A 14,639-nucleotide genomic window follows, 5' to 3' on the forward strand; every position below is an offset into this window, starting at 1 on the left:
CACCCGCCACGCGAAGGCACCCACCGGCATGTACCGCCTCCTGTTCGACCTCCTCCTCCGCCGCCTGGACCCGGAGAAGGCCCACCACCTGGCCTTCGGCTGGATCCGGGCGCTCGCCCGCGTCCCCGTCCTGCGCACGTTCGCCGCCGCCTACCTCGCGCCCCGCCACCGCGACCTGCGCCTCGTCGCGCTCGGCCGCCGCATGCACGGACCCTTCGGGCTCGCGGCGGGCTTCGACAAGAACGCCGTCGGCATCGACGGGCTGACGATGCTCGGCTTCGACCACGTGGAGATCGGCACGGTCACGGCGGAGCCGCAGCCCGGCAACCCGCCCCGGCGGCTCTTCCGGCTGGTGCCGGACCGCGCGCTGATCAACCGCATGGGATTCAACAACGAGGGCTCGGCCGCCGTGGCGGAGCGGCTGGCCGCCCGCGCCGCGACGCGTCCGCCCTTCCGCGCGCTCGTCGGCGTCAACATCGGCAAGACGAAGGTCGTGCCCGAGGAGGAGGCCGTCGCGGACTACGTGACCTCCACGGAGCGGCTGGCCCCCCACGCCGGCTACCTCGTCGTCAACGTCTCCTCGCCGAACACGCCGGGGCTGCGCAACCTCCAGGCCACCGAGCAGCTGCGCCCGCTGCTGACGGCGGTCCGCGCGGCCGCCGACCGCGTGACGGACGGCCGCCGGGTGCCGCTGCTGGTCAAGATCGCCCCCGACCTGGCCGACGCGGACGTCGACGCCGTCGCCGACCTGGCCGTCGAGCTCGGCCTGGACGGGATCATCGCCACCAACACCACCGTCGCCCGCGAGGGGCTCGGCCTCACCTCCCCGGAGCGGCTCACCGGCGAGGCGGGCGGCCTCTCCGGCGCACCGCTGCGGGAACGCTCGCTGGAGGTGCTGCGCCGCCTCTACGCCCGCGTGGGGGACCGGCTGACCCTCGTCGGCGTCGGCGGCATCGAGAACGCCGACGACGCCTGGGAGCGCATCCTCGCGGGTGCCACCCTGATCCAGGGCTACAGCGCCTTCGTCTACGAGGGGCCGCTGTGGCCGCGCCGCATCCACCGGGGGCTGGCCGCTCACCTGGCCGCCAGCCCGTACGCGACGCTCGCCGACGCCGTCGGCGCCGACACCCGCACGTCCGGAAGCCGGGAGACCGCGTGAGCGCCACCGCCGAACCGACCGGGAGCCCCGCCCCGGCCCTGTCCCCCGAGCCCTTCGGCGCGCGGCTGCGCCGGGCCATGGACGAGCGCGGGCCGCTGTGCGTGGGCATCGATCCGCACGCCGCCCTGCTGGACGCCTGGGGGCTGGGCGACGACGTCGCCGGGCTGGAACGCTTCACGCGCACGGTCGTGGAGGCCCTCGCCGAGGAGGTGGCCGTCTTCAAGCCGCAGTCGGCGTTCTTCGAGCGGTTCGGCTCGCGGGGCGTGGCGGTGCTGGAGCGCGCCGTCGCCGACGCGCGCGCCGCCGGGGCGCTGGTGCTCATGGACGCCAAGCGCGGCGACATCGGCTCGACGATGGGCGCCTACGCCGCCGCGTACCTGGACCGCACGAGCCCGCTGTTCTCGGACGCCGTCACCCTGAGCCCCTACCTCGGGTTCGGCTCCCTGCGGCCGGCCCTGGAGACGGCCCGCGCCAACGGGGCCGGGGTCTTCGTCCTGGCCCTGACCTCCAACCCCGAGGGGCCCGAGGTGCAGCGCGCGACGGTCGCGGACGGGCGCACGCTCGCCCAGGTGGTCCTGGACCACCTCGCGGCCGAGAACGCGGGGGCCGAGCCGCTGGGCTCCTGCGGGGCCGTCGTGGGCGCCACCCTCGGCCGCAGCGACGCCGACCTGGCGATCAACGGCCCGCTGCTGGCCCCGGGCCTCGGCGCCCAGGGGGCGGGCGCGGCGGACCTGCCGCGCGTCTTCGGGGACGCCCTGCCGAACGTCCTGCCCACCGTCAGCCGCGGCGTGCTGCGGCACGGCCCGGACGGGGCGGCGCTGCGGGCGGCGGTCCGTGCCGAGACGGAGGCGCTGGTCGCCGTCCTGCGGTGAACCCGGCCGCCACCCGGCGCCGCTCGGGGGGTGTCCCGAGGTGGCGCAGCTCGACTACTCCTCGGTAATGTCCGGAAAAGTCCTGTTCAGCTTGAGTCTGACCAGGACTTTTCCGCTGTTCTCGCTGACTGTGACGCCGCAGGCCGCTAGTCTCCGAGCAGAGCGGCGTGAACAGGCGCGTTGCTCATTGCTCCGCAGATGCGGGGCAACTAGGTTCCACAGCGATCCGTATCCGACCAGTTCGACATCCGAGGTGACGAAGGCGTGGCTCTTCCGCCCCTTACCCCTGAACAGCGCGCAGCCGCGCTTGAGAAGGCCGCCGCGGCTCGCCGGGAGCGCGCCGAGGTCAAGAACCGGCTCAAGCACTCCGGCGCATCCCTCCATGACGTCATCGAGCAGGGCCAGAAGAACGACGTCATCGGCAAGATGAAGGTCAGTGCACTCCTGGAGTCGCTGCCCGGCGTCGGCAAGGTCCGCGCCCGGCAGATCATGGAGCGGCTCGGCATCTCCGAAAGCCGTCGCGTCCGTGGGCTCGGCTCCAACCAGATCGCCGCGCTGGAGCGCGAGTTCGGCGGCAACGCCTCCTGATCCGAGGGGGTGCCGGGCCACGGACCGGGCGGCCGGACCGCCCCCGTGGCCCGGGCACTCCCGGAAACCGGGATAATCACTGCATGACTACTCCCGTCTCCCGGGGGGAAACCCCGGCTCCCCCGGAAAGACACCCACGGCTGACCGTGCTCTCCGGCCCTTCCGGCGTCGGCAAGAGTACGGTCGTCGCGCATCTGCGGACCGTGCACCCCGAGGTGTGGCTGTCCGTGTCGGCGACCACCCGCAGGCCCAGACCCGGCGAGCAGCACGGCGTGCACTACTTCTTCGTCGACGACGAGGAGTTCGACAAGCTGATCGCCAACGGTGAACTGCTCGAGTGGGCCGAGTTCGCGGGCAACCGCTACGGCACCCCCCGACGCGCCGTGCTGGACAAGCTGGAGGCCGGTGAGCCGGTGCTGCTGGAGATCGACCTCCAGGGTGCCCGGCTGGTGCGCTCCTCGATGCCCGAGGCGCAGCTGGTCTTCCTCGCCCCGCCGAGCTGGGACGAGCTGGTCCGACGGCTGACCGGGCGGGGCACCGAGGCGCCCGAGGTGATCGAACGCCGGCTCTCGGCGGCCAGGACGGAACTGGCGGCCGAGGAGGAGTTCGACGTCACGCTGGTCAACACCTCCGTCGAGGACGTCGCCGCGGAACTGCTAGCCTTGCTCTGATGGTCCGGTGGGCGGTGCGCCCGGGCGGCCCGGCCGAAGGGCCGGGTCGGAACACCGAGCCGAGGGTCAGGTCACACGGCACAGCCGGAGGCCGAGCCCCGAGGATCGGCCCCCCGTGCTCCGCAGTCGGCCGTCCGAACGTCTCATCCACTCCGGAAGGCAGAGCGTGTCCTCTTCCATCGCCACGCCCGAGGGCATCATCAATCCGCCGATTGACGAGCTGCTCGAGGCCACTGACTCGAAGTACAGCCTGGTGATCTACGCCGCCAAGCGCGCCCGTCAGATCAACGCGTACTACTCGCAGCTCGGTGAGGGCCTCCTGGAGTACGTCGGCCCCCTGGTGGACACCCACGTCCACGAGAAGCCGCTGTCGATCGCACTCCGCGAGATCAACGCCGGCCTGCTGACCTCCGAGGCCGTGGACTCCCCCAGCTGAGGCTGGCGGCACCGGCGGCACCGGTAGCCAGGAGGCCCGCGAGCACCGCGTTCACCGGCCCGGCAGACACCCTGCCGGGCCGGTGGTGTGTCATAGGACGTGCGCACGGCACGCCGTGCCACGGCCCCTTCCCGAGCAGAGGCGGACACGAGCATGGCTGACACGGCCGGCACGGAGAACACGGCTGACCCGACGGACCGGCCCACGGTGGTCCTCGGCGTGAGCGGCGGCATCGCCGCCTACAAGGCCTGCGAGCTGCTACGGCGGTTCACCGAGTCCGGCCACGACGTCCAGGTCGTGCCGACGGCCTCCGCCCTCCACTTCGTCGGCGAGGCGACCTGGGCCGCCCTCTCCGGCCGCCCGGTGGCGACCGAGGTCTGGGCGGACGTCCACGAGGTGCCGCACGTGGCGATCGGCCGCGCGGCCGACCTCGTCGTCGTCGCCCCCGCGACGGCGGACACCCTCGCCAAGGCCGCCCACGGGCTCGCGAACGACCTGCTCACCAACACGCTCCTCACCGCCCGCTGTCCCGTGGTCTTCGCGCCCGCCATGCACACCGAGATGTGGGAGCACCCGGCGACCCGGGAGAACGTGGCGACGCTGCGCCGCCGGGGAGCCGTGGTGATCGAGCCCGCCACCGGCCGGCTCACCGGAGCCGACACCGGGAAGGGACGACTGCCCGAGCCGGAGGAGATCTACGCCCTCTGCCGGCGGGTCCTGGCCCGTGGCGTCGGCGCCCCGGACCTGACGGGCCGCCACGTGGTCGTCAGCGCCGGCGGGACGCGCGAGCCGCTGGACCCCGTCCGGTACCTCGGCAACCGCTCCTCCGGGCGGCAGGGGTACGCGCTCGCCGCGACCGCCGCCGCGCGGGGGGCGCGGGTCACGCTCGTGGCCGCCAACACCGCGCTGCCCGCCCCCGGGGGCGTCACCGTCGTCCCGGTGGGCACGGCCCGGCAGCTGCGGGAGGCCGTGCTGAAGGCCGTCGCCGACGCGGACGCCGTCGTCATGGCCGCCGCCGTGGCCGACTTCCGGCCCGCCCACTACGCGAGCGGCAAGATCAAGAAGCGCGACGGCCAGGATCCCGAGCCCGTCGCCCTGGTCCGCAATCCCGACGTCCTCGCCGAGGTCGCGGCGGAGCGCGCCCGCCCCGGGCAGGTCGTGGTCGGCTTCGCCGCCGAGACCGACGACGTCCTGGCGGCCGGGCGGGCCAAACTCGCCCGCAAGGGCTGTGACCTGCTCGTCGTCAACGAGGTCGGCGAGGACAGGACGTTCGGCTCCCCGGACAACGAGGCCGTGATCCTGGCGGCGGACGGCGGCAGCACACCGGTGCCGCACGGCCCGAAGGAGGCCCTCGCCGACACCGTCTGGGACCTCGTCGCCGCGCGGCTGGAGCCGGTCGCGCCGCCCGCCGGCGAGTGATGAGGGCAACTCAGTGGGTGAGACACCTTGACCTGTGCACCCGGGCCTGCGGATAAACTGTCCGCGGACCCGCGCGGGGCGCAGCTCCCCGACCGGGCCACCCAAGATCAGCCAGCAGCCGCTGCAACCCCAGGGAGCGATGTGTCCCGCCGCCTGTTCACCTCGGAGTCCGTGACCGAGGGCCACCCTGACAAGATCGCTGACCAGATCAGCGACACCATCCTCGACGCCCTCCTGCGGGAGGACCCCTCCTCGCGAGTGGCCGTGGAGACGCTCATCACCACCGGCCTGGTGCACGTCGCCGGAGAGGTCACCACCAAGGCGTACGCCCCCATCGCCTCCCTCGTCCGCGGCAAGATCCTCGACATCGGCTACGACTCGTCCAAGAAGGGCTTCGACGGCGCCTCCTGCGGCGTCTCGGTGTCCATCGGCGCCCAGTCGCCGGACATCGCGCAGGGGGTCGACAGCGCCTACGAGAACCGCGTCGAGGGTGCCTCCGGGGACAGGACCGGGGACGAGCTGGACCAGCAGGGCGCCGGCGACCAGGGCCTGATGTTCGGCTACGCCTGCGACGAGACCCCCGAGCTGATGCCGCTGCCGATCACCCTGGCGCACCGGCTCTCCCGGCGGCTGACCGAGGTCCGCAAGAACGGGACCATCCCCTACCTGCGTCCCGACGGCAAGACCCAGGTCACCATCGAGTACGACGGGGACAAGGCCGTCCGCCTGGACACGATCGTCGTCTCCAGCCAGCACGCCTCCGACATCGACCTCGACTCGCTGCTCGCCCCCGACATCCGTGAGTTCGTCGTCGACCACGTGCTCAAGCAGCTCGTCGAGGACGGCATCAAGCTCGACACCGAGGGCTACCGGCTCCTGGTCAACCCGACCGGCCGCTTCGAGATCGGCGGCCCGATGGGTGACGCCGGCCTGACCGGCCGCAAGATCATCATCGACACCTACGGCGGCATGGCCCGGCACGGCGGCGGCGCCTTCTCCGGCAAGGACCCGTCCAAGGTGGACCGCTCGGCGGCCTACGCCATGCGCTGGGTGGCGAAGAACGTCGTCGCCGCCGGACTGGCCTCCCGCTGCGAGGTGCAGGTCGCCTACGCGATCGGCAAGGCGGAGCCGGTCGGCCTGTTCGTGGAGACCTTCGGCACCGCCACGGTGGACGTCGCCAAGATCGAGGAGGCCATCACCGAGGTCTTCGACCTGCGCCCGGCCGCCATCATCCGCGACCTGGACCTGCTGCGCCCCATCTACGCGCAGACGGCCGCCTACGGGCACTTCGGACGTGAGCTGCCGGACTTCACCTGGGAGCGCACCGACCGCGTGCCGGCCCTGCGCGCGGCCGCCGGCCTGTGAGCCGCTGAGGACGGTCTGACGGTGGGGCCCGCCGCCCGTGCGGCGGGCCCCACCGTGCGTCCCGCCCCGTGCGCCCCGTGCCGTCGAGGAGCCCGCGACCGCGCGGGCGGCGTTCTCGGCGGGGGACGTGTCGGCGCCGTCTGCTAAGACTGAGGGCGTGAGCAGCGGCAACGGCACCGACGGCGACGGGCAGGCCCCGCCCGCCGAGCAGCTCGCCCTCATCCGCGAGACCGTGCGGCGCACCGCACCACGGGCCCGCCCCCGCACCTGGCGCGGTGCCGCCCTCGCGGAGAGCCTCCCCGTCGCCCGCGTCCTCGTCGACAAGGGCCTCGTCCACCTCGACCGCTACTTCGACTACGCCGTGCCCGCCGCCATGGACGCCGAGGCGCGGCCCGGGGTCCGGGTCCGGGTCCGCTTCGGCGCCGGTGAGCGGGACGGCCGGCGGGAGGGCGGCGGGCTCATCAACGGGTTCATCGTCGAGCGGGTGGCCGAGAGCGACTACCCCGGGACGCTCGCGCCCCTCGCCCAGGTGCTCTCCCCGGAGCCGGTCCTCACGCCCGCCCTGCTCGCCCTGTGCCGGGCCGTCGCCGACCGCTACGCCGGCGCGCTCGCGGACGTCGTCCAGCTCGCCGTCCCGCCCCGGATGGCCCGGGCCGAACGGACCGCCCCGCCGCCCCCGGCCGCACCCGTGCCGCCACCGGCCGCGCCCGAACCGGGCGGCTGGGCCCGGTACCCCGAAGGGCCCGCCTTCCTGACGGCGCTGCGCGAGGGCGGCGCTCCGAGGGCGGTGTGGACGGCGCTGCCCGGCCCGCGCTGGCCCGACGAGCTGGCCCGCGCCCTGCTGACGGCCGCCGCCTCCGGCCGGGGCGCCCTCGCCGTCGTCCCCGACGGCCGGGCCGCCGCCCGCGTCGACGCCGCCCTCGCTGCGCTGCACCCCGGCAGCGACCCGCTGCACGTCCTCCTCACCGCCGACGCCGGGCCCGAGGCCCGCTACCGCCGCTGGCTCGCCGTCAGCCGGGGCCGCGCCCGCGTCGTCGTGGGCACCCGGGCGGCCATGTTCGCCCCCGTGCGCGACCTGGGCCTGGTGGCCGTGTGGGACGACGGCGACCAGGCCCTGCGGGACGAGCACGCGCCCCGGCCGCACGCGCGGGAGGTGCTCATGCTGCGCGCCGTGCACGAACGGGCGGCGCTCCTGGTCGGCGGCCACACCCGGACGGTGGAGGGCGAGCGCCTCGTCGACGCCGGCTGGGCCCGCCCGCTGACGGCCGACCGGGCCACCGTGCGGGCGACCGCCCCCCTCGTGCGCACCGTGGGGGACCTCGACGAGGTCCGCGACGTCGCGGCCCGCACCGCCCGGCTGCCCAGCCTCGCCTGGCAGGCCGCACGGGACGCCCTGCGCCTCGGGCCCGTCCTGGTGCAGGTACCGCGCCGGGGCTACGTGCCCCGGCTGGCCTGCGAGCGCTGCCGCGAACCGGCGCGCTGCACCGTCTGCCGCGGCCCGCTGACCTCGCCCGGGGGCGCACGGGAGCTCACCTGCGGCTGGTGCGGCGCGGCCGCGGGCGAGGCACTGCCGCACTGGCGCTGCCCGACCTGCGGCGGCGCGCGGCTGCGGGCCAGCGTCGTGGGCACGGACCGTACGGCGGAGGAGCTGGGCCGGGCCTTCCAGGGGGTGCCGGTCCGCGTCTGCGGGGGCGACCACGTCGTCCCCGCGGTCCCCGACCGGCCGGCCCTGGTGGTGAGCACGCCCGGGGCCGAGCCCGTCGCCGACGGGCCGGGTTACGCGGCGGCTCTGCTGCTGGACGCGTGGGCGCTCCTCGGCCGCGCCGACCTACGGGCCGAGGAGGAGGCCCTGCGCCGCTGGCTGGCGGCGTCCGCCCTGGTCCGCCCGCACACCGAGGGCGGCACCGTCGTCGCCGTGGCCGAGCCGACCCTGCGTCCGGTGCAGGCCCTCGTCCGCTGGAACCCGGAGGGCCACGCCGCACGCGAGCTGGCCGAACGGGCCGAGCTCGGCTACCCGCCGGTGTCGCGCATGGCCGCCGTCAGCGGGCTGCCGGAGGCCGTCGCCGCGTTCCTCTCCGCCGCGCGCCTGCCGCCCGACGCCGAGATCCTGGGGCCGGTGCCGCTGCCGCGCCGGGAGCCGGGACAGCCCCGCCGCACCGGTGACCCGCCGCCGGGGGAGGCGTGGGAGCGCGCGCTCGTGCGCGTCCCGCCCGGCAGCGGTGCGGCGCTGGCCGCCGCGCTGCGGACGGCGCAGGCGGCCCGGCTCAGTCGGCGTGAAGGCCCGCCCGTCCGCATCCTGATCGACCCCACGGACCTCGGCTGAGCCCCGCGCGCCAGCGTCCGACGCGGTCCGCGCGGGCGCCGCGCTCAGCCGCCGCGCGGACCGGGGAAGACGCCCGGACGCGGCGTGCCCGGCACGCTGCGGGCCGCCGGCACGGTCGGCGTCACCGGGGCCGCGCCCGGCCCGCTCTGCCCGCCCGGACCGCCCTGTCCGATGACGTCCTGGGCCGCCGCCACGGCCGCGGCCGACCGGTCGGCCGGCCCCGGGGCCCCGTCGCCGGCGCGCCGCGAACCCCCGTAGCGCCGGTGCACCGCCTGCTTGGTGACGCCGAGCGCGGAGCCCACCGCGTCCCAGGAGAACCCGAGCGAGCGGTCGAACTCGACGGCGGCCGTCACCAGGCTCTCCACGCTCTCGCGCAGCTCCTGCGCCAGCCGCACGGTCGGCGCGGGGGCCCGGCCGTAGACGACGAAACCGGCCGACGGGCCGGCGCGGCGGGGGCGGTAGACGTTCCCCAGCTGGGCGGTGAGGGTGCGCAGTGCGTCCACCTGCCGGCGGACCCGCTCGATGTCCCGTACCAGGAGGTGCAGGCTGGCGCGTGCCTGGGCGTCGTGGGTGGCGTGGTCGGCCATGGACAAGCCTCTCGAACCGGCGTGGAAGGGGCCGCTGAACGACCGGCCGTCCAGCGCCCCCTACGGTCACATCGCCTTGCCCAACGCCGGATCCGGGCTGGGGTCACGGCCGGGGCGCGAGCGGGGGCCCGGTGGGGCGCGCACCGGCCGGGCACGCCCCACCGGGCCACGGTCCGTGACCGGCCGTAGACTGATGCGCCGTCCGACGACGCGTCCCGCGTCCCGTTTCCGTCCTGGCGCGGCCCGGAGAGGCAGCCCGGAGAGGTAGTCCCCACCGATGAAGCTCGTCTTCGCCGGCACCCCCGAGGTCGCCGTGCCCGCGCTGGACGCCCTGATCGCCTCCGAGCGGCACGAGGTCGCCGCCGTCGTCACCCGGCCCGACGCACCGGCCGGACGCGGCCGCCGGCTGGTGGCGAGCCCGGTCGCCGAGCGGGCCGAGGAGGAGGGCATCGAGATCCTGCGCCCGGCGAGCCCGCGCGATCCCGCGTTCCAGGAGCGGCTGCGGGCGATCGCCCCGGACTGCTGCCCCGTCGTCGCCTACGGCGCGCTGCTGCCGAAGCCTGCGCTGGAGATTCCGGCGCACGGCTGGGTCAACCTGCACTTCTCGCTGCTGCCCGCCTGGCGCGGCGCGGCGCCCGTCCAGCACGCCGTGCTCGCGGGGGACGGGCTCACGGGCGCCTCCACCTTCCAGATCGAGGAGGGGCTCGACTCCGGGCCGGTCTACGGCGTCGTCACCGAGGAGGTCCGCCCGACCGACACCAGCGGCGACCTGCTGACCCGGCTCGCGCTCGCCGGTGCGGGCCTGCTCGCCGCGACGATGGACGGCATCGAGGACGGCACGCTGCACGCCGTGCCGCAGCCCGCCGAGGGCGTCAGCCACGCCCCGAAGCTGACCGTGGCCGACGCCCGGGTCGACTGGAGCGCCCCGGCGCTGCGCGTGGACCGCGTCGTGCGCGGCTGCTCCCCGGCGCCCGGCGCCTGGACGGTCTTCCGCGGCGAGCGGCTCAAGCTCGTGCAGGCCGTGCCCGACCCCCAGGTCACCGACCTGGCACCGGGTGAGCTGCGGGCGGGCAAGCACACCGTCCACGTCGGCACCGGCTCGCACGCCGTCGAGCTGCGGTGGGTCCAGCCGCAGGGCAAGAAGCCCATGCAGGCCGCCGACTGGGCCCGTGGCGCCCGCACCACTGCGGGCGAGCACCTCGGCGGCTGACGTCCCCACGCCCTCCCCCCCCCGGCACCGGCCCCCGCACCGGCACGGGCGGCCCACCGCCCCGCGTAAGCTGGGACCTTTCGCCGATCGAGCCGTTCCCGAACCCTCCGGAGCACCTTCCACGTGAGTGACCCGACCCGTCGCCGCCCCCCGCGTCCGCACGCGCCCCGGCGCCGCCCGCGCAAGGACCCGGTGCGCGTCCTCGCCTTCGAGGCGCTGCGCGCGGTGGACGAACGGGACGCGTACGCCAACCTGGTCCTGCCCCCGCTGCTCCGCAGGGCCCGGGACGCCGGGGAGCTCGACGCGCGCGACGCCGCCTTCGCCACCGAGCTGGTCTACGGCACCCTGCGCCGCCAGGGCACCTACGACGCGGTCATCGCCGCCTGTGTGGACCGCCCGCTGCGGGACGTCGACCCGCCGGTGCTCGACGTGCTGTCCCTGGGCGCGCACCAGCTGCTCGGCACCCGCACCCCGCCGCACGCCGCCGTCAGTGCCAGCGTCGACCTGGCCCGCTCGGTGCTGAGCGACGGCCGGGCGAAGTTCGTCAACGCCGTCCTGCGCCGGATCGCCGCCCACGACCTGGACGGCTGGCTGGAGCGCGTCGCCCCGCCCTTCGAGGACGACCCGGTCGAGCACCTCTCCCTCGTCCACGCCCACCCGCGCTGGATCGTCTCGGCGCTGTGGGACGCCCTCGGGCCCCGGGCCGGGCGGGAGGAGATCGAGGCCCTGCTGGCCGCCGACAACGAACGCCCCGAGGTCACCCTGGTCGCCCGCCCCGGCCGGTCCACGGTCGAGGAGCTGCTGGGCCCGGACGGGCAGCAGGCCCGGCCCGGCCACTGGTCGCCCTACGCCGCCCGGTTCACCGAGGGCGGGGAGCCCGGGGCCGTGGCGGCCGTCCGCGAGGGACGCGCCGGAGTGCAGGACGAGGGCAGCCAGCTGGTGGCCCTCGCGCTGGCGAACGCCCCGCTGGAGGGCGACGACGCCCGCTGGCTGGACGGCTGCGCCGGACCGGGCGGCAAGGCGGCCCTCCTCGCCGCGCTGGCGGCCGGGCGGGGCGCAACCCTGGTGGCCGCCGAGAAGCAGCAGCACCGGGCCCGGCTGGTCGCCCGCGCCCTGGCGGGCAACCCGGGCCCCTACCAGGTGGTCACCGCCGACGGCACGCGTCCGGCCTGGCGCCCCGGTACCTTCGACCGGGTCCTCGTCGACGTGCCCTGCACCGGGCTGGGCGCGCTGCGCCGCCGTCCCGAGGCCCGCTGGCGGCGCCGCCCCGAGGACCTGGACGGCTTCGCGCCGCTCCAGCGGGCCCTGCTGACGGAGGCCCTGGACGCCGCCCGCCCCGGCGGCGTGGTCGGCTACGCGACGTGCTCCCCCCACCCGGCGGAGACCCGCGCGGTGGTGGAGGACGTCCTGCGCGGCCCCCGTGGTGGGGGCGCGCAGTGGATCGACGCCCGCCCGCTGCTCCCCGGCGTCACCGAGCTGGGGGAGGGGCCCGACGTCCAGCTGTGGCCGCACCGCCACGGCACCGACGCGATGTACCTCGCCCTGCTGCGCAAGGCGGGCTGAGCCCGGGCGGGTCCGGGCGGCCGGGTCGGGCCGGGGAGAGGCGCCCGAGGGCCCGTCGGCACCGAGCGCCATACTGGGACCATGGCTCAGATCAACCCCAGCATCCTGTCCGCCGACTTCGCCCGCCTGGCCGACGAGGCCAAGGCGGTCGAAGGGGCCGACTGGCTCCATGTGGACGTCATGGACGCCCACTTCGTCCCGAACCTCACGCTCGGTGTCCCCGTCGTCGAGGCCCTCGGCAAGGCCACCGGAACGCCCCTGGACTGCCACCTCATGATCGAGGACCCGGACCGCTGGGCGCCGCAGTACGTCGAGGCGGGTGCCGGTTCCGTCACCTTCCACGCCGAGGCGGCCGCCGCCCCCGTCCGCCTCGCCCGCGAGATCCGGGCCAAGGGCGCCCGCGCGTCCATGGCGCTGAAGCCCGCCACGCCGATCGAGCCGTACGAGGACCTGCTGCCGGAGCTGGACATGCTCCTGGTCATGACGGTGGAGCCCGGCTTCGGCGGTCAGGCGTTCCTCGACATCATGCTGCCCAAGATCCGGCGCACCCGGCGGCTCATCGAGAAGCACGGCCTGCAGATGTGGCTGCAGGTCGACGGCGGCGTGTCCGCGTCCACGATCGAGCAGTGCGCCGAGGCGGGGGCCGACGTCTTCGTCGCCGGGTCCGCCGTCTACGGCACCGACGACCCGGCCGCGGCCGTCCGCGCGCTGCGCCGCCAGGCGGAGGAGGCGACGGCGCGCGCCTGCGCCCACTGAGTCGTCCCCGCGTACCGGCGCTGCGCCTTCCCCGGTCGGTGCGCCGTGCACGCAACGGATCGAGGACGCCGTTCGATCTGCGAGGATGAACCCGCGGCGTGAAGGTGATGATGGCTGACAGTGAGGTGAGTTGCGGTGTCGACGGGTCGGGCAGCAGCGAGAATGGGGCCCGCCGAGCTGATGCAGGCTGCGGCGATGGCGCGCCGCTTCTACCTGGAGGGCAAGTCCAAGATCCAGATCGCTGACGAGTTCGGCGTCAGCCGCTTCAAGGTGGCCCGCGTCCTGGAGACGGCGCTGGAGCACGACCTGGTCCGCATCGAGATCCGCGTCCCCGCCGAGCTGGACGCCGAACGCTCCGACGCGCTGCGTGCCCGCTTCGGCCTGCGGCACGCCGTCGTCGCCGAGTCGCCCGCCGACACCGCCGAGACGGTGGAGAACGTGGCGGACCCGGAGAACCTGGGCGAGGTCGCCGCCGACCTCCTCGGTGAGCTGGTCACCGAGGGGGACGTGCTCGGACTGGCCTGGGGGCGCTCGACCATCCACATGGCCACCGCGCTGCGCCGACTCCCGCCGTGCACCGTCGTCCAGCTCACCGGCGTGTACGACGCGGGCACCGCCGACCGGGGCTCGGTGGAGGCCGTGCGGCGGGCCGCCGAGGTCGCCGGGGGAGAGGCGCACCCCATCTACGCCCCGATGCTTCTGCCGGACTCGGCCACGGCGGACGCCCTGCGCCACCAGACGGGCATCGCCGCCGCCTTCGAGTACTTCGACAAGGTGACGGTGGCCGCCGTGTCCATCGGTTCCTGGGAGCCGGGAATCTCCACCGTCCACGACATGCTGTCCGAGAGGGAGCGCGCGCACTACGCCTCCCTCGGGGTCGCCGCCGAGATGTCGGCCCACCTGTTCGACGCGGACGGCCGCCGCATCGGCCGGGACCTGGGCGAGCGGTGCATCACCGTCGAGGCGGCCCGGCTGCGCCGGGTGCCGGAGGTGGTGGCCATCGCGGGCGGCCGCCGCAAGGCCGCCGCCATCGGTGCTGTCCTGCGTTCGGGCCTGGTCACCAGCCTGGTGACGGACACGGCGGCCGCCGACGCGCTGCTGGAGGACCGGCGTCCCGTGCCGCGTCCGGCGCTGGAGCGCGCGGACCCCGACGAGGCGTGACCGACCGGGAACGGAGTAAGCCATGACCACGCGACGCACCCCGCTGCCGGGCGTCGGTGTCCAGTACGACCTCAGCACGCGCGACGGACGGCACATCTCCGTCGTCGCGCACCAGGACGGCCGCCGCTTCGTCGGCTTCTACCGTCCCGACGACCCGGACGCCTGCCAGGCCACCATCCCGCTGGAACCGGACGAGGCCGGCGCGCTGGCGGAGCTGATCTCGCCCGACGAGGCGGCGTCCACCACGGTCCAGCACGGCGACATCGAGCTGGACCTGGTCAGCGAGCGCATCACCGTCGACCCCCGGTCCCCCTACCGGGGCCGCCTCCTGGCCGACACCCAGGCCCGCCGCCGAACCGGCGCGTCCGTCGTCGCCGTGCTGCGGCGCACCGGGGCCGTGCCGTCCCCGCGCCCGGACTTCCGCCTGGAGGCCGGGGACGTGCTGCTCGTCGTCGGGACGCGGCAGGGCGTGGACGCCGTCGCCGAGCTGATCGCCGGAACCCTGGGCGCCGACGAGGACGAGGCCTGA

14 protein-coding genes are annotated in these 14,639 nt (G+C 75.6%); 13 read left to right on the forward strand and 1 reads right to left on the reverse strand.

All coding sequences use genetic code 11. From position 1 onward, the window contains the following. Positions 1 to 28 precede the first annotated feature (28 nt). The 8 genes from V6D49_RS24790 to V6D49_RS24825 all read left to right on the forward strand — a co-directional run bounded on the left by V6D49_RS24790 (position 29) and on the right by V6D49_RS24825 (position 8,833). Positions 29 to 1,159: a quinone-dependent dihydroorotate dehydrogenase gene (locus V6D49_RS24790; protein ID WP_340563114.1), complete on the forward strand. Its 1,131-nt coding sequence runs from the start codon at positions 29 to 31 to the stop codon at positions 1,157 to 1,159. A 38-nt stretch (positions 1,160 to 1,197) separates the two neighbouring features. Beyond that, positions 1,198 to 2,031 carry an orotidine-5'-phosphate decarboxylase gene (gene pyrF / locus V6D49_RS24795; protein WP_340564298.1) on the forward strand — a complete coding sequence of 278 codons (834 nt, stop codon included), beginning with the start codon at positions 1,198 to 1,200 and terminating at the stop codon, positions 2,029 to 2,031. Positions 2,032 to 2,295: 264 nt separating this feature from the next. After that, complete coding sequence (gene mihF / locus V6D49_RS24800) at positions 2,296 to 2,619, forward strand: integration host factor, actinobacterial type (RefSeq protein WP_191208987.1); 324 nt, start codon at positions 2,296 to 2,298, stop codon at positions 2,617 to 2,619. A gap of 83 nt (positions 2,620 to 2,702) precedes the next feature. Then, entirely contained in the window at positions 2,703 to 3,290 is a 588-nt protein-coding gene (gene gmk / locus V6D49_RS24805; RefSeq protein ID WP_340563117.1) for a guanylate kinase, read from the forward strand. Between the two features lie 166 nt (positions 3,291 to 3,456). Further along, positions 3,457 to 3,726, forward strand: coding sequence for a DNA-directed RNA polymerase subunit omega (gene rpoZ, locus V6D49_RS24810; RefSeq protein ID WP_191208989.1), 270 nt, complete (start codon positions 3,457 to 3,459; stop codon positions 3,724 to 3,726). A 153-nt stretch (positions 3,727 to 3,879) separates the two neighbouring features. Then, the gene (gene coaBC, locus V6D49_RS24815; protein WP_340563120.1) at positions 3,880 to 5,145 is read left to right on the forward strand and encodes a bifunctional phosphopantothenoylcysteine decarboxylase/phosphopantothenate--cysteine ligase CoaBC; all 1,266 of its coding nucleotides are present in this window, start codon (positions 3,880 to 3,882) and stop codon (positions 5,143 to 5,145) included. Between the two features lie 141 nt (positions 5,146 to 5,286). Next, positions 5,287 to 6,510: a methionine adenosyltransferase gene (gene metK / locus V6D49_RS24820; protein ID WP_340563122.1), complete on the forward strand. Its 1,224-nt coding sequence runs from the start codon at positions 5,287 to 5,289 to the stop codon at positions 6,508 to 6,510. A gap of 157 nt (positions 6,511 to 6,667) precedes the next feature. Continuing rightward, a complete protein-coding gene (locus tag V6D49_RS24825) occupies positions 6,668 to 8,833 on the forward strand; it encodes a primosomal protein N' (RefSeq protein WP_340563125.1) in 2,166 nt (721 codons plus the stop codon). A gap of 44 nt (positions 8,834 to 8,877) precedes the next feature. Here the strand turns inward: V6D49_RS24825 and V6D49_RS24830 are convergent, their stop codons facing one another. Further along, positions 8,878 to 9,420 carry a hypothetical protein gene (locus V6D49_RS24830; RefSeq protein WP_340563127.1) on the reverse strand — a complete coding sequence of 181 codons (543 nt, stop codon included), beginning with the start codon at positions 9,418 to 9,420 and terminating at the stop codon, positions 8,878 to 8,880. Between the two features lie 277 nt (positions 9,421 to 9,697). Here V6D49_RS24830 and fmt point away from each other — a divergent pair, with 277 nt between their 5' ends. From fmt to V6D49_RS24855, 5 genes are all read left to right on the forward strand, one after another. Then, the gene (fmt, locus tag V6D49_RS24835) at positions 9,698 to 10,630 is read left to right on the forward strand and encodes a methionyl-tRNA formyltransferase (RefSeq protein ID WP_340563130.1); all 933 of its coding nucleotides are present in this window, start codon (positions 9,698 to 9,700) and stop codon (positions 10,628 to 10,630) included. Positions 10,631 to 10,753: 123 nt separating this feature from the next. After that, on the forward strand, positions 10,754 to 12,193 hold the full coding sequence (locus tag V6D49_RS24840) for an RsmB/NOP family class I SAM-dependent RNA methyltransferase (RefSeq protein ID WP_340563132.1): 1,440 nt from the start codon (positions 10,754 to 10,756) through the stop codon (positions 12,191 to 12,193). Positions 12,194 to 12,274: 81 nt separating this feature from the next. Further along, positions 12,275 to 12,949: a ribulose-phosphate 3-epimerase gene (rpe, locus tag V6D49_RS24845; RefSeq protein ID WP_191208996.1), complete on the forward strand. Its 675-nt coding sequence runs from the start codon at positions 12,275 to 12,277 to the stop codon at positions 12,947 to 12,949. Positions 12,950 to 13,084: 135 nt separating this feature from the next. Continuing rightward, positions 13,085 to 14,110, forward strand: coding sequence for a sugar-binding transcriptional regulator (locus V6D49_RS24850; protein WP_340563134.1), 1,026 nt, complete (start codon positions 13,085 to 13,087; stop codon positions 14,108 to 14,110). A gap of 22 nt (positions 14,111 to 14,132) precedes the next feature. After that, positions 14,133 to 14,639: a cation:proton antiporter regulatory subunit gene (locus V6D49_RS24855; protein WP_340563136.1), complete on the forward strand. Its 507-nt coding sequence runs from the start codon at positions 14,133 to 14,135 to the stop codon at positions 14,637 to 14,639.

The organism is Streptomyces sp. GSL17-111, assembly GCF_037911585.1.
In the GTDB taxonomy this organism is placed as follows: Bacteria; Actinomycetota; Actinomycetes; order Streptomycetales; family Streptomycetaceae; genus Streptomyces.

What these genes read in the sequence shown, in the direction of transcription:
- rpe (WP_191208996.1), top strand. Translation starts at nt 12,275, where the DNA reads ATGGCTCAGATCAACCCCAGCATCCTGTCCGCCGACTTCGCCCGCCTG.
- V6D49_RS24790 (WP_340563114.1), top strand. Translation starts at nt 29, where the DNA reads ATGTACCGCCTCCTGTTCGACCTCCTCCTCCGCCGCCTGGACCCGGAG.
- coaBC (WP_340563120.1), top strand. Translation starts at nt 3,880, where the DNA reads ATGGCTGACACGGCCGGCACGGAGAACACGGCTGACCCGACGGACCGG.
- V6D49_RS24830 (WP_340563127.1), bottom strand. Translation starts at nt 9,420, where the DNA reads ATGGCCGACCACGCCACCCACGACGCCCAGGCACGCGCCAGCCTGCAC.
- gmk (WP_340563117.1), top strand. Translation starts at nt 2,703, where the DNA reads ATGACTACTCCCGTCTCCCGGGGGGAAACCCCGGCTCCCCCGGAAAGA.
- fmt (WP_340563130.1), top strand. Translation starts at nt 9,698, where the DNA reads ATGAAGCTCGTCTTCGCCGGCACCCCCGAGGTCGCCGTGCCCGCGCTG.
- V6D49_RS24855 (WP_340563136.1), top strand. Translation starts at nt 14,133, where the DNA reads ATGACCACGCGACGCACCCCGCTGCCGGGCGTCGGTGTCCAGTACGAC.